General features: G+C 49.5%; 13 protein-coding genes. 10 read left to right on the top strand and 3 right to left on the bottom strand.

What is annotated here, in order from left to right; all coding sequences use genetic code 11:
* The first annotated feature begins 15 nt into the window (after positions 1-15).
* The 5 genes from L6442_RS32860 to L6442_RS32855 all read left to right on the top strand — a co-directional run bounded on the left by L6442_RS32860 (position 16) and on the right by L6442_RS32855 (position 6,263).
* Positions 16-3,210, top strand: coding sequence for a glycosyl hydrolase family 18 protein (locus tag L6442_RS32860; RefSeq protein WP_244871472.1), 3,195 nt, complete (start codon positions 16-18; stop codon positions 3,208-3,210).
* Between the two features lie 493 nt (positions 3,211-3,703).
* On the top strand, positions 3,704-4,462 hold the full coding sequence (locus tag L6442_RS20650; RefSeq protein WP_373871854.1) for a threonine/serine exporter family protein: 759 nt from the start codon (positions 3,704-3,706) through the stop codon (positions 4,460-4,462).
* A 9-nt stretch (positions 4,463-4,471) separates the two neighbouring features.
* Positions 4,472-4,912 carry a threonine/serine exporter family protein gene (locus L6442_RS20645; protein ID WP_212980840.1) on the top strand — a complete coding sequence of 147 codons (441 nt, stop codon included), beginning with the start codon at positions 4,472-4,474 and terminating at the stop codon, positions 4,910-4,912.
* 54 nt (positions 4,913-4,966) lie between these two features.
* On the top strand, positions 4,967-6,121 hold the full coding sequence (locus L6442_RS20640; RefSeq protein WP_212980839.1) for a glycerate kinase family protein: 1,155 nt from the start codon (positions 4,967-4,969) through the stop codon (positions 6,119-6,121).
* 16 nt (positions 6,122-6,137) lie between these two features.
* On the top strand, positions 6,138-6,263 hold the full coding sequence (locus tag L6442_RS32855) for a hypothetical protein (protein WP_272880271.1): 126 nt from the start codon (positions 6,138-6,140) through the stop codon (positions 6,261-6,263).
* Positions 6,264-6,695: 432 nt separating this feature from the next.
* Here the strand turns inward: L6442_RS32855 and L6442_RS20635 are convergent, their stop codons facing one another.
* The 3 genes from L6442_RS20635 to pepT form a co-directional block, all read right to left on the bottom strand.
* Positions 6,696-7,808 (bottom strand): IS4 family transposase, encoded by a 1,113-nt coding sequence (locus tag L6442_RS20635; RefSeq protein WP_237100017.1) that lies wholly within the window; start codon positions 7,806-7,808, stop codon positions 6,696-6,698.
* An 881-nt stretch (positions 7,809-8,689) separates the two neighbouring features.
* Positions 8,690-9,526, bottom strand: a complete 837-nt coding sequence (locus tag L6442_RS20630) for a class I SAM-dependent methyltransferase (RefSeq protein ID WP_212980939.1) — start codon at positions 9,524-9,526, stop codon at positions 8,690-8,692.
* Positions 9,523-10,758 (bottom strand): peptidase T, encoded by a 1,236-nt coding sequence (gene pepT / locus L6442_RS20625; RefSeq protein ID WP_212980940.1) that lies wholly within the window; start codon positions 10,756-10,758, stop codon positions 9,523-9,525. Before pepT ends, L6442_RS20630 begins: the two co-directional genes overlap by 4 nt.
* 198 nt (positions 10,759-10,956) lie before the next feature.
* On the opposite strand from pepT, the gene L6442_RS20620 reads away from it, so the two are divergent.
* The 5 genes from L6442_RS20620 (at position 10,957) to murI (ending at position 20,945) form a co-directional block, all read left to right on the top strand.
* Positions 10,957-11,697 carry a MerR family transcriptional regulator gene (locus tag L6442_RS20620; protein ID WP_212980941.1) on the top strand — a complete coding sequence of 247 codons (741 nt, stop codon included), beginning with the start codon at positions 10,957-10,959 and terminating at the stop codon, positions 11,695-11,697.
* Between the two features lie 34 nt (positions 11,698-11,731).
* The gene (locus tag L6442_RS20615) at positions 11,732-12,361 is read left to right on the top strand and encodes a pyridoxamine 5'-phosphate oxidase family protein (RefSeq protein ID WP_212980942.1); all 630 of its coding nucleotides are present in this window, start codon (positions 11,732-11,734) and stop codon (positions 12,359-12,361) included.
* A 404-nt stretch (positions 12,362-12,765) separates the two neighbouring features.
* Complete coding sequence (locus L6442_RS20610; protein ID WP_212980943.1) at positions 12,766-18,972, top strand: S-layer homology domain-containing protein; 6,207 nt, start codon at positions 12,766-12,768, stop codon at positions 18,970-18,972.
* A 526-nt stretch (positions 18,973-19,498) separates the two neighbouring features.
* Entirely contained in the window at positions 19,499-20,008 is a 510-nt protein-coding gene (locus L6442_RS20605; protein ID WP_212980944.1) for a GNAT family N-acetyltransferase, read from the top strand.
* A 133-nt stretch (positions 20,009-20,141) separates the two neighbouring features.
* Complete coding sequence (murI, locus tag L6442_RS20600; RefSeq protein ID WP_212980945.1) at positions 20,142-20,945, top strand: glutamate racemase; 804 nt, start codon at positions 20,142-20,144, stop codon at positions 20,943-20,945.
* Positions 20,946-21,204 lie beyond the last annotated feature (259 nt).

The following is a 21,204-nucleotide window of genomic DNA, read 5'->3' as shown; positions in this document are numbered from 1 at the left end:
AAGAGAGGCGTCGCCATGTACATGAAAAAAGGTTTTTATGGGGTATGGCTTGTCATGCTGAGCCTGCTGATTGCGCTTGTTCCTTTTTTCCAGGGGGCGGCAAATGCCGCAAGCGCCGGGAACGAAGCAAAAGCCGCGGCGGACAGCGGGTATAAACTGGTTGGTTATTTTCCTTCATGGGGAATCTACGGCAGAAATTATAACGTTTCCAATATCGATGTATCCAAAGTAACGCATATTAATTATGCTTTTGCGGATATTTGCTGGGACGGTAAACATGGGAATCCTTCGACGGCCCCGGACAATCCCAATAAGCAAACCTGGCCTTGCACCACATCCGGGATTCCGCTGCAGCAGGGCAATGTTCCGAACGGCAGCATTGTGCTCGGCGATCCCGATGCGGATGCGCTTCGGCCGACTCCAGGCGGGCCGACGACAGGCTGTTGGGCCGATGCGGCATGCGGAAACTTCGGCGCTTTGCGCAGCTTGAAGGCGGCCCATCCGCAGCTCAAAACCATCCTGTCCGTTGGCGGCTGGACGTGGTCCAACCGGTTTTCGGATACGGCGGCATCGGACACCACGCGTAAAACCTTCGCCAAATCCGCAGTCGATGCGCTGCGGGCGTATGGATTTGACGGCGTGGATCTGGACTGGGAGTATCCGAATGTCGAGGCGATTCCGGGGAATAGCCATCGTCCGGAAGACAAACAAAATTACACGCTGCTTCTGCAGGAAGTCCGCAGCCAGCTGGATGCTGCAGGCGCCGAAGACGGCAAGCATTATATCCTGACCATCGCTTCGGGCGCGAGCCAAACCTTCGTGAACAACACGGAACTGGCAAAAATCGCGCAGATCGTCGATTGGATCAACATTATGACCTATGATTTCCACGGCGGTTCATTTGAAGCGACCACAAGCCACAATACCGGGCTTTACGGAGACCCCAAAGACCCGTACATCGCTAACAACTTCTTTGTGGACGGAGCGATCCAGGCTTATCAGAAAGCCGGAGTCCCAATGAACAAACTCGTTCTTGGCCTTGAATTCATGGGCCGCAGCTGGAAAAACTGCCCTCCCGGACCGAATAACGACGGCCAGTTCCAGACTTGTACAGCTGATCCCGGCTCTGTTTACAAATGGTCCCCGGTCGGCACTTGGGACGATTCCAATTCGGGCAATACCGGCGTATTTGATTATGGGGATATCGCCGCTAACTATGTAAACAAAAACGGATACACCCGTTACTGGAACAATACCGCCAAAGTGCCGTATCTTTACAATCCGAATACGAAAATCTTCATTTCGTACGATGATACGGAATCGATTGGGTACAAAACCGACTATATCAAAAACAAGTATTTGGGTGGAGCGATGTTCTGGGAATTCAGCTCCGACTGCCGGACCAGTCCGAAGTTCAGCTGTACCGGCCCGAAACTGCTCGATAAGGTGTATAACGATCTGACGACGGGGACGCCTCCGGTAGACAACATCCCGCCTACAGCCCCTACGAATTTGGCGGCATCAGCCGTCGGCGACAAGAAAGTTACGCTCGGCTGGACGGCTTCCACAGATAATGTGGGCGTGATGTATTATGACATTTATCAAGGCCAGACACTGGTGCAAACAGTCGATGGCGCAACGACGACGGCTTTGATCAAAGGACTTACCGGAAGCACCACCTACACCTTTACGGTTAAGGCAAGGGATGCCGCAGGCAATACCTCTCCCCCAAGCGCTCCATTAACGATTACGACCGCCCCGCCTGTCATTGATAATCAGCCGCCGACTGCTCCAGCCAACCTCGTTGCGATTGCCAAGACGAAAACAAGCGTTACGCTGAAATGGGACGCTTCAACAGACAATGATGATATTGCAGGCTACGATATTTACCAGAATGGCACGCTTGTGAAATCGACGCCTAACCTGAAGGAAACATTGTCGGGGCTGACAGCGGGTACAACTTACAGCTTCTATGTCAAAGCGAAGGATCTCTCCGGAAACATGTCTGCGGCAAGCAATGCCATCAGCGTAACAACGCCGACAGATCCTAGCTTCCCGGCTTGGCAGGCCAATACCGCATATGCAGTAGGTGCCTATGTGACCTATAACGGCAATTTGTACAAATGCACGTATGCGCATACCTCGATCGTCGGTTGGGAACCGCCTTCCGCTCCGACTTTGTGGCAGCTGCAATCCGCACCTCCGCAGGATACACAGCCTCCGACGGCCCCAACCAATCTTGCAGTCTCCGCTCAAACAGCCAATTCAGTTACATTAACCTGGACGGCCTCCACAGATAACATTGGAGTAACCGGATATGACGTTTACCAAGGAAACACGCTTGTAGGAAGCTCCACGTCCACAACATACACGGTGACGGGATTGACTCCGGCAACCGCCTATTCGTTTACAGTCAAAGCCAAGGATGCGGCGGGGAATGTATCAGCCGCAAGCAATGCGGTCACGGTAACGCTTGAAAACGCCGATACAACGCCGCCAACCGCTCCAGGCAATGTGAAGGCCGCGGCCAAAACATCCACATCCGTGACATTGACCTGGACGGCATCGACGGATAACGTTGGAGTGACAGGTTATGATGTATACCAAGGGAACACGCTCGCCGCTTCCGTGAATGGTTCTACGCTGACAGCCGTCATTACCGGACTCTCTCCGAATACAACGTATTCATTCACCGTTAAAGCCAAGGATGCCGCCGGAAATCTCTCTGATCCGAGCAGCACGGTTACCGTAACCACGGATGCTCCTTCGGAGGATACAACGCCGCCTTCCGCTCCGGCCAATCTCGCCGTTTCGTCCAAGACGGCGACCAGCGTCACGCTGACCTGGACAGCTTCGACAGACAACGTAGGAGTGACCGGTTATGAGGTGTATCAAGGTTCTGCGCTGGCTGCATCGGTGGATGGAACAACGGTTACAGCCGTCATTAACGGTTTGACGCCGAATACAGCTTATACCTTCACTGTTAAGGCCAAAGACGCCGCCGGGAATGTTTCCGCCGCCAGCAACGCGCTTACGGTCACCACGGATTCCGATGTGCCGGCTCCCGCCGCTTGGGTGGCCGGAAAGGCGTATGTTAAAGATGATGCGGTGACTTATAACGGAAAGGTGTATAAATGTCTGCAGCCGCATACCTCGTTGCCGGGCTGGGAGCCAGCAAATGTGCCGGCGTTATGGAGTTTGCAATCCTAACCATGAGCATGTGGGCATAAGCTTGACCGTTTCGGACGCTTGAACAAAAGCAAGAAATGAACAGCCGGCCCGCTTCAGAACTGCCCTTCGGCGGGCCGGTTTCATTCGCCTATTAACAGTACATAATTTATCGGTTAAAGACGTTTAAATCGGCTTAACATCCATAATTAGTTCTTGACAATAGGCGAAGTAGCGGAGGGGACGGAATCGATCTGAAGCAGCGGAAGCGTTCGCCTAAAAGCTTTCCATAGGAAAGCTATCATCGGAAGCATAGGCTGTCTCCGAATTTATACGACTGTGGAAAATATAATCATAGAAATTTGGAGACAACAGCGATCGGAAGAACGATCCGGAGCCGTAGCGGTCAACGTGCATAAATGTCAAAAACTAATTTCAGTTTTGAGCCTTAAAATCCAATGCTTTTATTTGGAAAAGGCATTATACTGTATATTAATTTGACATCAATAGCGGGAACAGGCGAAAGGAGCAGGCCTTGGAAGACTCATTGCAGAAGGAACGGGAAATCATGAAAGTCTGCTTGCTGGCAGGGCAGATCATGCTGCAAAGCGGGGCGGAAACGTATCGGGTCGAAGATACGATGATGCGGATTGCGTCATCCTACGGCATCGACCATACTCATAGCTATATGACACCGACAGGAATTATTTTTTCGTTGGAAGATCCGCAGCCGATGACCCGGCTCAGCCGAATCACGGAGCGGACCACCAATCTATATAAAATCGACCGGGTGAACACCCTTTCGCGCCAGATCAGCAGGGGGGAGTTATCTATTGCAGAGGCCTACCGGGAGCTCAAGGAGATTGAGCGAACCCAGGCCATTTATCCGTTATGGCTCAACGTTCTGATGGCCGCTGTGGCCAGCGGCTGTTTTCTGATCATGTTTCGCGGCACTTGGCTGGATTTTGTACCGGCTATGCTGGCCGGCGGCATCGGTTATTACTGCTCGGTGCTGCTGCACCGGCTGGTTCCGGTGAAGTTTTTTGCCGAGTTTTCCGGCGCTTTGATGATCGGTTTGTGTGCGGTGCTTTTCGTCAAATACGGATTCGGTCAAGCGCGAGACATCATCATTATCAGTTCCGTCATGCCGCTCGTGCCCGGGCTTTTGATTACGAATGCGATCCGGGACTTGATGGCGGGGCATTTGGTCTCCGGATTGTCCAAGGGAGCCGAAGCTTTTATAACATCTTTTGCGATCGGCGCGGGTATCGCGTTTATGCTGTCTATTCAATAGGAGGAGCTAATGTACATCGAACAAATCCTAACCAGCTTCATTGCTTCTGCCGCTTTTGGCATGATATTTAACGCTCCGAAGCAATCGCTCATCCAATGTGGCTTTGCCGGTATGGTGGGCTGGATGCTTTACATCTGGCTACAGGACATCGGAGTTCTGCGCGTGGCAGCAACCGTGGTCGCCGCTTATTGCGTGACCTTGATCAGCTCGATTTTTGCAAAAAAATACCGTAAACCTATCATCGTATTCAGCGTTTCAGGTATTATTCCACTTGTACCCGGGGGACTTGCCTACGATGCGATGCGAAACGCGGTGGAGAATCAATACGACCAGGCCGTACAATCGGGGGCGGCAGCGTTTATGATGTCGGGTGCGATCGCGCTTGGGCTGCTGCTGTCAGAAGTGACGAACCAGATCATCCGCAAAATCATGATTTCCAAAGCATCGTAAATCATTTTGGTATAACCACTTTCAGAAAGAAGCGGCCGGAATGGAGGGGGCTCTATGGAAAAAGAAATGACGATCCTGCTTGCTCCAGATTCGTTTAAGGAAAGCATGACCGCTAAACAGGTCTGCGCAGCCATGGCCAGAGGCATTCATAAGGCCAATCCGATAGCGCGCTGCATCGAAGTGCCAATGGCTGACGGGGGCGAAGGCACGATGCAGTCTTTGGTGGATGCGACGGGCGGAACCGTTCACATGCTTAAGGTGAAAGGACCGCTTGGCAGCGAGGTGGAGGCTTCATACGGCATCATGGGTGACGGGAAGACGGCCGTACTGGAAATGGCCAGCGCAAGCGGCATCGGGTTGATCCCGAAGGAAGCGAGGAATCCGCTGCTAACCACCACTTTTGGAACGGGGCAGTTGCTCCGGGCCGTGCTTGATCATGACATCGACAGGATACTGATCGGGATTGGGGGCAGTGCAACCAATGACGGCGGTGCAGGGATGCTGCAAGCTTTGGGCGGCAGGCTGCTTGACGACAAGGGCTGTGAGCTTGGACCGGGCGGTGCGGAGCTCCGCAAGTTAGCCCGCATTGACCTTAGCGATATGGATCCGAGAATGGGTAAGGTCAAAATTGAAGTAGCATGCGACGTAACCAATCCATTATGCGGACCCGCAGGCGCTTCTTATGTGTTTGGACCGCAAAAAGGCGCCACGCCGGGGATGGCGGCCATGCTGGATGCCGGTTTACGGCATTATGCCGATGTGATTCAGTCGCAGATGGGCAAAACCATTGCGGATGTCCCCGGAGCGGGAGCGGCTGGCGGTTTGGGTGCGGGATTGATGGTATTTTTAAATGGGGTTCTGAAAAAGGGCGTCGAGCTTGTCATTGAATATACAGGGTTGGAAGCAAAAATCAGGCAGGCGGACATGGTCTGGACAGGGGAAGGCAGCATCGATGTTCAGACGAAGTTTGGCAAAACGCCTTTCGGCGTAGCCCAGGTGGCGCAAAAACACGCCAAGCCGGTTATCGCCTTTGCCGGCCATCTCGGTGAAGGCATCAGCGAGCTGTATGGCCAGGGGATCGACGCGGTTTTCGGCATTATGCCAGGAGCATGTACCTTGGAGACCGCATTGCAGCAGGGAGAGGTAAATATGGAACGTGCTGCTGAAAACGTGATGCGATTATTGATGACCCGGAAAAGAGAAAATTAACAGGTTTATTAATGACATGAAAAAGAGGAAACTCGAAATAAAAGGAACTGAAAAAGAAGGAACTGAAAAAAAAGGAACTGAAAAAATGGAACTGAAAAAAGAATGGGGCTGTAAAAAAGAAAACCGCAAAAGAGGAAGGTAGCTGCTGAAATGAAGTTGCCGTGAGAAGGTTCTGACAAAGGATAGTGCTGTCAATTGGTCGGATCGCCTAAATGAAAATGAACCTGGGAAGCACATCCTTTAAAACAAAAATCGATTTAAAACGCTCTGAGAACCCTGCTTTATAGACCGAAGAGGAATTTTAACCCGCCTGTAAAAACAGGGGGGTCTCGACAGCCTGAAATGTGCAGGCTTTTCCGGCCGTTTTAACCAAATGAGTAGATTCCCCTCGGAAAGGTAGCACATTGAATCAATTTTCATAATAAATAATATTACGGGTATTTGAACAGCGGCATTAATGATATGGATTCTTGAATACTTTTTGGTTTTAGCAAAATCCTACATACAAAAATGACAGACTGTTTCACCTGAAAAGTTGCAAAAGTGCACGCCTGTTGATTTACCAGCATCTGGGTTATGGCAATGCTAAATGGTGAGCCAAATAAACCACCCATTCGGGAGGCAAGGCCGCTAAGCTGATCAGTCGATCGAACTCTGCAAAAGATAATCGTGCACTTGGGTGAACCTGGCTATTTCCCTGCTCATACACGTACTGAAGCAGCACGTACACGATTAATGCGGTGTATAATTGTCCGTAAACGGCATTTGGTGTCTTCCCAAAAAGTTTGGGCACATTCAGATGCTGTTTAATCCATCGAAAAAACACCTCGATTTGCCAGCGTTGTCGGTAGACTTCTGCTATTTTCTCCGCCGAGGGACGGTGTAAGTTGGTCGCCAGGACAACCGGGTTGCCTTGGGGATCCTTTAGCTTTACGACCCGAAATCGATATCGGGTCAAAGACGCTTTTGTTCCGAGCTGACAGGTCAAATCTTGCTCAATCGTATGTTCGTAAGGGCGTTTTCGTTCACGATAAACCGGCTCATGCAGTACCGTATTGTTTCTCAACCGGATGACAAAATACTGCCGTTGCTCCTGCTCCATGTACGCATCAAACTGTTTATGCTTTCCATATGCACGATCCGCAACCAGAATGAAATTGGAGTCCGTTACCGCGCTGCACAGGGTCGAATCGTGCTGTTTTCCCGTCGATTCCGTAACACGATGGAGTTCGCCGGTCTCAGTCAACAAAGACACGTGCAGCTTAATGCCACTCTTCTCTCCTTTTACCGATGGAGCCCAAGGCAGCCGATTGTGACCGGCAGAAATGGTCGTGGAATCCACCGCCAGCGGCTCTTTTGGAAGCCGAAGACGCCTGCGCGTGGAGCGATTGCATTTGCGAATCAGTAGATGAAGCAGTTGCTTAAAGACGCTGAACGGAACTTCTTTCGCTTTTTTGGAGATCGTGGAGTGATCCGCCGGACGCAATCCACAGGCGACCATTCGCTTTTCTCCGTCTCGATAGCCATCCCACTGCCCAAGCGCCGCTTCAGCAAGAAAGATAAAGAGCTCGTAAACTGTAAATTTCCTTGCTGTATCAACATAATTGGCTTGCTGTAACAAAGGTTGAAGCTCCTCGTTAGGAATAAGGGATTGAAGAATAGGGACTAACATTGTACGATGGTTCATGAGACCGTCTCACCTTCCGTAGGGTTTGTAGGGGTACAAACACTTTACAGAAATGAGCGGTCTTTTTCTACCATTTTTTTGATAATCAACAGGCGTACAAAAGTGCATCTATTTTAACGTTCCAGGCAATGATGGCTAGAAAGCTTGCAAAAGTGCATCTTTTCCCCAGCTTTTAGGCTTAAACAGACGATTCATGATCAAATGGATGTACTTTCGCAACAATTTTGCATTTCACGCTATAAAATACCTGAAAAGGATGCACTTTCGCAACATTTTTCTGATCACATGATCAACTGTCTGAAAAAGCTTGCGCCCTGAATCCATTTCATAATTGATATCGAGTATTTGAACCTGAATATCGAATCATTTAATACTTATCGATCTATATCCAATCAGTTTCATAAATGGATGTATAACGAATGCTTGAACCTAGTATATTCGATCTACCAGCGGTTGGCATTATGAAATGGATTACATTTGCAGTAACTTCCTCATTCCCTAATAAAAAAATCTGAAAGAGATGTATTTTCAGGTTCCTTCTTTAAAAGTGGCGAGAGTGTTAGAAAAGGATGCAGATTTGCAGGCATTCTTCAAATTACATATGAAATAACCTACGTCCCTTTTAAAAGAGAATTTAATAATACCCCAAAATTATATGATCTGGAACGACTCCGCGAAATATAGATATACCATGACCGTTCTTCAAATTTCTATTGAAAGCTACTTTGCTAAACGCATTCGGAAGTGCGGATCAACTTTTTAACATAATGGACATGGAAAGGAAAGAAAGATCTCCTTTACCGATCAATTGCGGACCCGATCCAGGGCCAAAATCAAAAAAGCGGAGCAAGATCAATCATCTTGCTTCCGCTTTTTTCTGCTTATTTCACGCCGATTCTCATCCGATAGCTGAACAGCACTTCGAGCGTCCGGTCTTGAAAATGCTCTGCAACCAGGGCTTTGAAGCGTTCAATTTCTTCGTCCAGCTCGGAAAAACCAAGCTTCATCACCGTCTGGATTCCTCCCTGGCTAAGCGCCAGGCCGATATAACGCTCACTGTCGCAAAGCTCGCGGTTATGAAATACGATTTCCCGCGCGTACCGGAAAGCGCCGCTGCTGCGAATGTTGGCCAGATGCTTTTCTTTATCATGTTTGAGGGCCTGATCCTGCTTATTTTGCTTCGCGGAAAGCAGTTCGTCGGCATGATCGAGAAGCTCCACGTACGCCTGTTCAGCTTGCCATGAAGCGGTTGGCGGCCAATCGCAGTCGTATGCGGCAAAAACGCCTCCCGGCTTCAAAACTCTTGACGCTTCAGCGAGTGTGCTGACAGGTTCCATCCAATGAAAGGACTGAGAGCAGGTGATCAAATCTGCGGATTCATCCGGAAATTCAAGCCGATTAGAATAACCGCTCATAAAGCGAATTTTCACATCCCGCTGCTCATTCATGAGTGAATACAGCTTGCTCTCGGCTTTGCTTCTCATGTCGTCATTGGGTTCGATGCCGATGACTTGCCCGGCATGTTTATTCCAGATGAATGTGGATAGACCGGTGCCGCAGCCGATATCCAATACCAGGGCGGGTTTATAACCGAGATAGCCGTTCAGGATACGGATCACCTCATTCGGAGCGCCGGGACGATGCCGGTCATAGGTATCTTCGAAACCTGAGAAACGATCGACATTGCTCTGGCGATTGCCTTCAGGTATATAACTCATGCGCTGCGCCGCTCGAAACGTTGAACGATTTCGACAATCACTTGAACCGCCTTTAGCATATTGTCCACCGAAACGTATTCAAATTTGCCATGGTAGTTTTCACCGCCGGTAAAAATATTCGGCGTCGGCAGGCCCATGTAAGACAGCTGTGAGCCGTCCGTGCCGCCGCGGATCGGTTTCACGATTGGCTTGATGCCCAGACTTTCCATGGCAGCGTACGCGACATCCACGATTTCTTTTACGGGTTCGATTTTTTCCTTCATATTATAATACTGGTCACGCATTTCCAATACGATTCGTTCTTCGCCGTATTTGGCTTGTAGCTCCTTCACGATCCGTTTCATGTTTTCTTTTTTGTTTGCGAATTCCGTTTTGTCAAAATCACGGATGATATATTCCATTTTCGTACGCTCGGTGTCGCCGTTTTGGCTAAGCAGATGGTAGAAGCCTTCATAACCTTCCGTATGTTCGGGAGCCTGTTCAGCTGGAAGCATGCCGTTCAGTTCCATGGCGATTTTAATGGAGTTGACCATTTTATTTTTGGCCGTGCCGGGATGTACGTTGGTGCCGTGAACCGTAATGCTGGCTTTGGCCGCGTTGAAGCTTTCGTATTCCAGCTCGCCGAGCGGGCCGCCGTCCATCGTATACGCAAAGTCGGAGTTAAATGCTTTGACGTCGAATTTCTCCGGACCTCTGCCGATTTCTTCGTCTGGAGTAAACGCCACTCTTATTTTTCCATGTTTGATTTCCGGGTGTGCGATCAGATATGCCATGGCGGTCATGATTTCGGCGATGCCGGCTTTGTCGTCGGCTCCCAGCAATGTGGTTCCGTCCGTCGTAATCAGGGTATGGCCTTTATATCCGGATAACTCGGGAAATTGCTTTGGAGACAGCACGATTTTTAATTGCGAGTTCAGGACAATATCGCCGCCGTCGTAATTTTCCACGATTTGCGGATTAACGCCAGCTCCGGTGAAATCCGTAGCGGTATCCAGATGGGCCAGGAATCCGATCGTCGGCACGTCATGATCCGAATTGGAGGGCAGGGTAGCCATCACATAACCGTTTTCATCCATCGTGACTTCCTGCAGACCGACGTCTTTCAGTTCCTCAACCAACTTGCGGGCAAGATTCAGCTGACCCGGGGTAGAAGGACAAGTGGGGCTGTCCTCATTCGATTGCGTTTCGATTTTTGCATAGGAAATGAAGCGCTCCATGATTTCCTGTTTCATATTTGCTCAGCTCCCTTTTGGATTGTGTATGTAAGGATGTATCGGATCCCCGAAGTTTACTTCATCTGTTTCCTATGATATCACGGAGTGAAAATAAAATCACAGTGGAACGGGATGGGAATGGTATAATCAGGACTTTCTTGTTGACACTCACGTAACGTTATACTCTATAGTTGAAGTTGAAAGGAGGAGACATCCATGATGGTTAAGGAAGTCGCCGAACTATCGGGGATCAGCGTGCGGACGCTTCATCATTATGATGAAATCGGTCTGTTGCATCCAAGCCGAACGACGGAGGCCGGCTACCGGGTATATTCCGATGAAGATATTGCGCTGCTGCAGCAAATTTTGTTTTTTCGGGAACTGGGATTCCCCCTTAAGCAAATTAGGGAAATTATCAATCGTCCCGATTTTAACCGGCTGGAAGCGATGGAACTGCACCATAAACTTCTGCTGGACAAACGCGCCCGGCTGGAGCGGATGATCGAAACCTTGGAGCAAACGATGAAGCATGAGAAAGGAGAAATCAGCATGACGAACCAGGATAAATTTGCAGGGTTTGATTTTGGCAGCAACCCCTACGAGCAGGAAGCAAGGGAGCGCTGGGGAGACAAGGCGGTTGCCGAATCCAATGAAAAATTGAATAAGCTGTCCAAACGGGAGCAAGGGGATCTGGAGAGAGAGATGAATGCCATCTACCGGAAACTTGCGGATCTCCGGCATGGATCGCCGTCCACGGAGGAAGCGCAGTTAGCCGTCGGCGAATGGTACCAGCTGCTGAACCGGCTCGGGAGCTATTCGCTTGAGGCATTTAAAGGGCTCGGGCAGATGTACGTCGAGGATGAACGTTTTACACGGAACATCGACCGGTTTGGCGCAGGCCTCGCCGTGTTTATGCGTGACGCTATGACTGAATATGTGGACAGTCGACAATCCTGACGTTTATAATCGAGGGGTTGGAGGTGATTCCCTTATGAGGAAATTTCAGGATGTTATACAAACTGAAGAGGAATTGGAGCAGCTTGCCGGCAAACCGGGAGATTTGGTGAACCATAAAGTGATCGGCAAGCTGGATCATCATTGCAGGCATTTTATTTCATTGTCGCCGCTGGTTTTTATTGCAACAAGCGGCGAGAACGGAAGCTGCGACTGTTCTCCACGCGGCGATGCTGCGGGTTTTGTATACATCGTAGACGATCACACCCTCGTGATTCCTGAACGTCCAGGCAACCGCCGTTATGATTCGCTCCGGAATTTGCTCGCGAACCCGCATATCGGCTTGATTTTTGTCATTCCGGGTTTGGAAGAAACGCTGCGCGTCAATGGCAAGGGATATGTCATTCGCGACCGTGAACTGATGGAGCGAATGTCCGCCCAGGGCAAGGTGCCTGCCGCCGGCATCGGGGTCGAAGTGGAGGAATGTTTTATCCATTGCGCCAAGGCTTTCAAAAGATCCGGGACATGGAGACCGGAATCGTGGCCGGATAAGGAAGAGCTTCCTGATCCCGCTGTGATTCTGGCGGAACACGCGGGTAAGCTGCGTTTATCCTCACGGGAGGTACGGGCGGCGCTTAACGAAAGTTATGAAAAACGGCTTTATTGATAAAATGAAAAAGAAATCGGACGGTTACCTGGTATGGTAATCGTCTTTTTTTGTTAGTTTTTTTGGGGTCCCCGCAAAGTAATCGGAATAAGCTTCAAAGGCTACACGTCACTCCGTATTTTTGCTCCGCAAAAGCGCCCCTCTTCGAGGGCGCCCTTACTTCTTCCCGATACTCTCAGTACTTTTGCTTTGCAAAAGCGCCCTTCAGGCGTCTGACTTCTTTCCGATACTCTTTGTGGGGTTATTTTGCGATTTATACAGCAGTCATAAGCTGTACAGGGCATTTTACATAATTAACGCGATTAACCATCTCTTTACTTTGCATTAATATCCGGCAAATACATCCTTTATACAATGGAAATGTTGTGATGACCATGTGAAACGTAAAGGAGATGTAGGCCGCTTTGAACAGGAGTAAAGGAATCAAACGGAAGGTGTCGATCATCATGCTGAGCGGCATGATACTGATGGCAGGGAGCCCCACAGCGCTCATTGCTTCAGCCGATACGGAACCGCAAATATTGGTGAATGCGCCGCTCGGGAACGGAACGGAGGTTCAGGATCAAGTTCAGGATCAAGTTCAGGATCAAGTTCAGGAGCCAAGCAGCGTTCGGTTGCAGCATACGCCGGCCGCATCGATTCCGGCTCAGAAGAATTACACGGTTACCGCAAGCGTATACGGCGGCGGACAACCTGTGACCGGACAAATCCGGTTTTCGGTGGACGGGAAAGAATATGCCCCGGTCATGCTCCATCCGGAAGGACAACAGCCAGATACATATACGGGAGATATCCCGGGCGAGATGTTAAGTGGACATGAACTTAACTACATGATCGAAATCATGGATGCGGAAGCCAATATCGTTCAGTCTGCTTCCTATTCGGTCCTAATCCAAGCGGAAGCGTCCATACCTCATACAGCGGCAGCCCAATCCCCGGTTCCGGCGCTGCTCATTACCGAAATGGTGCCGGATACGGATAATTTGCCGGGAACAAATACGGACGCTTACGAATTTGTTGAGGTGTACAATAACTCCGATCAAGACATCAACTTTAAGGATTATGTTTTCTTTTACAATAACAAAGACACATGGGCGCCTGAAGCGGGGGCGGATATCATTATTCCTGCCCGGCAGCCGGTTGTATTCTGGATCATGAACGGAAGCAATAACCAGGAGACAACGGAGCGGTTTAACCAAAATTTCCGGACCAACCTGGTTGAAGGCGTAAATCTCTTCCGCATCGCAGGCGGTCAGGGTATGGCGAACGGCAGCCCCAGAACGCTTGCGATCAAAACAAAAAACGGTGAGACCGTTATATCGGCTGCTTATGAACCGCAGCATGTCAAACCGAATCAAGGCATCTTTTTTAAGCATCCGGCCGCAGGCGGCAATGCGATGCTCGTCATGGATTCCTCCGGCCAATTGGCGGCAACGCCGGGAACCATTGATCCCGATCAAGTTGTGCCGGCAGTCGTGGAAGAAGGCAAGCAAACTGAAATCAACCACACTCCGGCCGCGAGCATCGATGTCAAAGATTATGATGTGAATGCCCATATCGTCAATCCGGGCACGAATTCCGACGGTTCCAAAGCACCCGTCAGGCTGCTTTATAAAACTCCGTCGCAATCCAGGTACACGGTCGTTTCGATGACGGACTCCGGAAATACGGGAGACTACACGGCGAAGATTCCTGCAGCAGCCCTTGCCGAGCCGACGCTGCAATACCGAATTCAAGCCGGGCAGTTGGACAAGCCATATACAACGCAAGTTAACATGCCGTCATTTGACCCTTCCAAAGCACCCGTGCTGCTTGTCACCGAATTGGTTCCCAATACGACGAACGTTCCGGGAACATCGACGGATGCTTTTGAATATATCGAGGTGTACAACAATTCCGATCAACCGATCTCATTCAAAAATTATAAAATCTACTACCGTTATCCGGACAGCGGCCCTGAAGACGATGTGGAATGGGCTTCCGCCAATAAGGATTTTACCATTCCTTCGCAGCAATCCGTTGTCTTTTGGATTAAGAACAGCGCCAATACTTCATATACGACAAATGATTTCAACAGCTTTTACAAAACCGATCTGATCCCGGAGAAAACCCTGCAAACGATCCAAAGCGACGGCATGTCCAACTCCGGCAGACGGGCTGTAGTCATTAAGACCAATACGGGCAAAGAGATTTCCGCAGCTTATTACAATGCGGACCAGATGTACGAGGGCGGAACAAAAAGCGATGAAACGAAGGAAGACAAAGCAATTGTCTACAGCTATCCGGTAAACGGCAGCACGGTCATGATCAAGGCCGGTTCGGGAAGCGCCGGTCCGACCCCGGGAACCGTTGCTCCCGCACAGGTTCCGGCGGAGCCGGTACATATCGCAGCCGACACCGTACCGCCTACCGTGAAGGATGTAACAGACGTTACGGAGATGGATCAGTCCAAAGGACTGGAGATCAAAGCGGATGCGAAAGACGATCATGAGGTCACTTCCGTTGAGGTGTACGTCCGCTCGGACAAACAGCCTGAGTTTACCGGTCACCGTCTGACAGAAGATTATAACGATATGATGTATCATTACAAACTTACCTCAGCCGATTTGATCGGGCGGAAATACATCGAATACTATTTTGTGGTTTCCGACGGAATCAACGAGACGAAATCCAATACGGCAAAAGTGGCAATTACCGGGGGCATGAGCGATGCTCCGCTCCGTCTCAATGTGAAGGACAACGACATTCTTAAAGGGACTCATACCATTAAAGGTACTTCAGAAACAGCAGGTACAGGCGTGAATTTGAGTATTGACGGAAATAACCTGCCTGATAGCAGCACAGGTGCCGGTCTTGAACATGATGCTTATTTTGTTTTTGATGCGGTAAACGTTGACTATTATTTTAAAAATGCAGTGACGATGGGACCTCCGGAGCTGGAGGAAAAGACGATTTTGCATACCTTTATGGATCCGATTTCGACGTATACGACATTATCTTTCCCGATCAGCGCGGAGCGGTTTAACGCAGGCGATAATGTGATTTACATTCGCGCAGGCTCGAAAACATCGCCATTTGACAAACGTCCGGAAGAAAACAAAGATGATTTCGAGGTTAAAAACGTAAGATTGCTGCTTGCCGACGGCACCGAAATTTGGGATCCGAATTATGCCGTCAAAGAACAGCAAATCAAGATCGGCGATTCACCAGGCAAAAGGGAATGGATTGATTTTCATTTCAATTTGGGACCGGAGCATTTAAAGGCCAGAACCTATTCCTGGGATACGACGCAAGTGAAAGATGGCCCGCATGAGATAACCGTCTCTGAAGGAAAGCAGATAATTACTTCCCGTGTCGTTGTCGACAACACCGCGCCGGTGATCAAACCATCCGTAGAGGAAGGGAAAGGATATCGCGGCGAGTTCGTCATCGATGCAAAAATAGAAGACGAATCCGGCGTTGATAAAGTTACGGCGAAGTTGGACGACAAACCTGTTGAGCTGCCGTTTAAAACCTCATCCGGCCGAATGAAAGGCGGAACCCATAAGCTGTACATTCAGGCATCGGACAAGGTTGGAAACATTTCCGAAAGAACAGTCAATTTCAAAATTCCGGATGAGAACCCGCTTCCGCCGCAGCTGGTCGGACCGAAGCAGGGGCAAACCAATGTCGGTACAAATGCGAACCTGACGGTTAAGGTTCAAGATCCGAATGATGATCCGATGAAGGTTACCTTCTACAAAGGTTATAAGTATGATGGCAGCCGTACGGAAGGATTTACGGGATATACGAATACATCCGTGACCGAACCTCCGAAAGAACGCGTACCTGCGGGAGAGAAAGCTCTGAGTCCGGAGGATTACAAAAAAATTAGCGCTGTAGACGGAAATTATCTCGTTAACGATTCTGTGGATCAATTTCCTTACCAGCGTTTTGAAGTGAAACTCGACCCTTCCGTGAAAAGCACGGACCGTGTTGAAATCAATTGGAAGGGTAAATCGCTTGCGGGCCGTAAAGTCAGCTTATACGCATGGAGCCCGGCCAATCAGAAGTGGACACAGCTGGATCATGTCATTGCAGGTTCTGAAGACTTTGAACTGAATGCCGTCGTCCAAGCCGGGGATTATGCAAACGGCCAGACCATCGACGTGATGGTTCAAGACGAAATCGCGAATCAGCTGACTAACAGCGGCAGCAAGCCGACGCCCGAATCTGAGGATCCGTATGACTTCTCTTTTGTGTGGATGTCTGATACCCAGTACTATTCTCAAAGCTATCCGCAAATCTATCAGAAAATCGTAAATTGGATCGTGGAGCAAAAAGAGAAGATGAACATCAAATACGTGATCCATACGGGTGACGTTGTTGATAAATCCTATCAGGAATATGAATGGATCGAAGCCGACAAGGACATGAAGGTTCTCGAAAATGCCAATATTCCGTATGGCGTACTGGCAGGGAACCATGATGTCGATCACCAAAATAATGATTATACGAAGTTCAAGGAATATTTCGGCGAGGATCGTTTCAAAAATAACCAGGTATACGGCGGATCATACGATAACAACCGCGGGCATTACGATCTGGTATCCTCCAACGGCAACGATTTTGTGATTGTGTATATGGGTTGGGGACTCGGCGACAAGGAGATCGACTGGATGAACGAGATCGTCTCCAAATACCCTGAACGGAAAGCCATTCTTTGTTTGCATGAATATATGCTTGTATCGAACAACCGGGCACCGATTGCCGATCAAATCTTTGAAAAAGTGGTCAAGCCGAATAAAAACGTCATTGCTGCTTTGTCAGGCCATTATCATGATGCACAACTGAAAGTGGATCGATTGGACGACAACGGCGACGGCATTCCCGACCGAAATGTATATCAAATGCTGGCTGATTATCAAGGAGCGCCCGAAGGCGGTCTTGGATATATCCGTCTCATGCAGTTTGACATGAAAAACAACAAGCTTCACATCAAGACGTACTCGCCTTATTTGAATGATTACAACTATTACGATCCGGAAACATACAAAGACAAAGACGAATTCAGTCTCGATCTCGGACTTGCGGGGGCGACCAAACGGGTGGCCACAGACTATATCGGAGTCAAAGTATATACGGATCAGGTCATTGGTACCCGGTCCAACGTGAAAAGCGGTACGGAAACTTCTGCCGAATGGAAGGGGCTCGCTCCTGACAGCTATAATCAATGGTACGTCAAGGCTGAAGATGGAAATAGCGGCAGCATGTTATCCGACGTGTGGGGATTTTATACGGGCCGTGAAACCGGTGAAGTGCGTCCGCCTGAAGGTGGAGGCAATTCCGGAAATTCAGGTAATAACGGCAACTCCGGAGGATCAAGCGGAAATGGTAGCGGCGGGATTGGTGGCGGCGGAACTCCGGCAACGAATCCGGGAACAAATCCAGGTACCACAAAGCCGATTCCTGATGCCGGAAATGGGCGATTGGTTGTAAAACCGGGTACAGACGGTGCTTACCATGCGGACGCCGACGTATTGGACAAGGTGATTGCAAGTACCGGCAATGGCAAAGTGACCGTGGAGCTAAACGGGAAAGATGAGCAATCCGGCGGTTTTGCTTTATATCTCCCTGCAGCGTCGGTGAAAAAAGCGAAAGACAGCAACCTCTCGATGGTCATTTCCGCACCTGGCCTAACGCTTGCGCTGCCTGCGGCGTCCCTGCCGGAGTATCTGATCGATTCGGATATGCTGCTGCTGCGGATCGATACAACGATGAATGACGGCATCAGACAGCTGCTTGCCGGCAGCATCGGAAACTCAAAAGAGTATTCGCATGCCGGACTCGTCTATACGCTGCGTATGGCCAAGGTCAAAGGCAAAACCGAAACCGAAGTCACGTCCTTCGGCGCGCCGGTAACGGTAGAAAGAGTTCTGAATCCAGACCAGCAAAAGCAGCTTCAAAAAGAATATGCAGGTGTGTACCTGCTGGGCCGACAGCAAGTATATATTGGAGGAAGCTTCGGCGACAATACGGTAACGTTTGCGGCTGGACAGCCAGGCTCTTACGCCGTGCTTGAGTACCGTAAACAATTTAAGGATGTGCAAGGAATCTGGGCTGAGGAATATATAACGAAGCTTGCGTCGAAACATCTGATTCAGGGCATGGACGAAGAGCATTACCTGCCTAACCAGCAAGTGACCCGGGCGGATTTTATCACCCTTGTCATGCGTGCGGCCGGCGTGGATCTGTCTGCCGATTCTAACCGGCAATTTGCGGATGTGCCGGCAGGCGCTTATTATTCCGCTGCGGTTGCGCAGGCGTCGAAGCTCGGCATCATTCAGGGCAGTGATGGCAAATTCCGTCCTAAGGACCCGATCAGCCGCGAAGAAGCGGCGGTCGTCCTTGCGAAGGCCGGCGATTACTTGAAAGTGAAAGAACGCAGCGGGGCTGCGAATGCAAATTTTGCGGATATGAAGCAGGTGTCCTCTTGGGCCAAGGAAGCTGTAAGCCGCGTAAATGCGCTAGGGCTGATGACCGGAAAAGACAATCTCCGTTTTGATCCGCAGGGCAAAGTCACACGCGCGGAAATCGCCAAAATGGCGTATGGATTAATATCTCATTTTTAATCGGGGGATTTTGCAAAATCCTGATAGGAAAAACGTCTATCGATGTACTTTCAAAGAAGACAGACCGCGTTTGGTGGATGCTTTTCTTGCGATTACAGAATACGATTATAAATTCTAGATCTTTAAAAGGAGCCTCCCGGAGTCCATGGACTTTTGGGTTGGCTCCTTTTTGCATAGGTTCTTGTAAACATCTCGGTTTATAGGCTGGTGTTGGCATATTCTGCAGCTGTGATCATGTTATACTATCTTTGGATAGGTTGCGCGCCGTCGGGGATGATCCGAATCAACTCATATTCGAAACCGTCATCAGCATAAATCATAAATTTCGGGAACTGGCGGAGGGAACGCCGGCCTTTTCCGGCATAGGATAAATGAAAGTGACTGCAGCGGCAAAGCATTCGGAGAAAAAACGAAGCATAAATGCGGTTGAAGCCGGCTCGAAAATCTGCGCATCATGACATACAAGGCATAGATATGGATAAAGCAAATCAACCCATAACATACGAGGAATAGGATGTGCAAAGAAATGGATCGGATTAGAAAAATGAATGTTGAAGACGCGTCATTGATTGCTGGCTGGCAGTATCCGGAACCGTATGACTTATACAGCATGGATGGAAGCGAAGAAGATATCGCCGAATTGCTGAATGGCGACTATGTTTCCGCCAGAGACGACGAAGGGCGTTTGATCGGATTTTATTGTACCGGCATCTCGGCGCGGGTCCCCGGCGGTTATGAGGCCGGAATTTATGATGACAACACTTTGATCGATTTTGGACTGGGAATGAAACCCAAGCTTACTGGTCAGGGACATGGAGTCCGTTTTGTGGAGGAAGGCATGGGGTATGTGCAAACCGTTTTTCCCGGAAGGGGGATGCGGCTTGTCGTAGCTGCATTTAATGGGCGGGCCATCCGCGTGTATGAAAAAATAGGCTTCCGGTCAATCTGCTCATTTATTTCGCTGGTAAACGGCGTGGAAACGGAGTTCATTTGCATGGTAAACGATAATGCGCAGCTCGCTCCCAATACCCCGTGAGGGGAGTTTCAAGCGATTCGAGTGAGATGTATGATTTTACCACTATTCATTGCCTTGACATTTGGCAAAAATTTGGTTTTCATCATATAGAGGAAAGAAAGCAATGAATCTATAGAAAAATCAGGTGAACAACATGCGAATTGCGCTTTTTGATTCAGGGTTGGGCGGATTGACCGTACTTTCTGAAGCCGTAAAGCAGCTGCCTGGAGAGGACTTTTTATTTTTTTCCGATACCCTTCATGTACCCTATGGTACAAAAACCAAGCAGCAGGTGCAGGGCTTTGTGCGTGAGTCGCTGAATCAAATTTTGCGGGAAGACATCAAGGCATTTGTAATTGCGTGCAATACCGCAACCAGCGCGGCAGCGGCAGAGCTGCGCCAGGAATACGGCTTTCCGATTATCGGGATGGAGCCTGCGGTCAAGCCGGCCGTCGAAATGAACCGTGATACCGGCAAAAGGGTGCTGGTGGCGGCAACGCCGCTAACGCTGCATCAGTCCAAATACACCCAGCTTGTTTCGCGCGTGGATGACCACAGCATCGTGGATTCGCTTCCGCTGCCAGAGCTGGTGACATATTGCGAGTCCATGCAATTTGATCCTGAAGTGCTGCTGCCGTATTTTAACGAGAAATTTGCCGGCTACAATTTGAATGATTATGGAACGCTGGTTTTGGGATGTACCCATTTTCCGTTTTACAGGTCTCTGCTAAGCCAGGTTCTGCCTAAACATATCAACATTATCGACGGCAGCCGTGGCACCATCCGCAGGCTTCGTCAGGTCCTTGCGGAAAGAGGGCTTCGAGAAGGAAGAGACGGAGGGAATATCCGCTTTGCTTGTTCAAGCGGGGAACCTTCCTACCTGCAGAAGATGCGTGATGCGTTCGATTTATATCACAAGCGAGAAACCGTACTTGAAGGCGAAAAAGTGAACAGATAAATAGCAGAGCAAAAACAGAGTGCGGCCCAAAAACAGAGGGTGTACCAAAAACAGAGGGCGGCCCAAAAGGTGAGCTGCACCCCGACAAGTATCGAAATTGATGCAAAAGTGCATCTATTTACGACGCAACGGCTTGTTTTGTTAAAAAGCTTGCGAAAATGCAGGCTTTTTTCTTTTTCTGAGCGCAATTAGGTCATTCTTGGTCAAAAGGATGCACTTTTGCAACAATTCTGCCTCCCACATCACAAAACGCGGGAAA

Source organism: Paenibacillus azoreducens (genome assembly GCF_021654775.1).
In the GTDB taxonomy this organism is placed as follows: domain Bacteria; phylum Bacillota; class Bacilli; order Paenibacillales; family Paenibacillaceae; genus Paenibacillus_AQ; species Paenibacillus_AQ azoreducens.
Note: the sequence above shows the minus strand (reverse complement) of the source record. Positions and strands in the feature narration are given on the sequence as shown.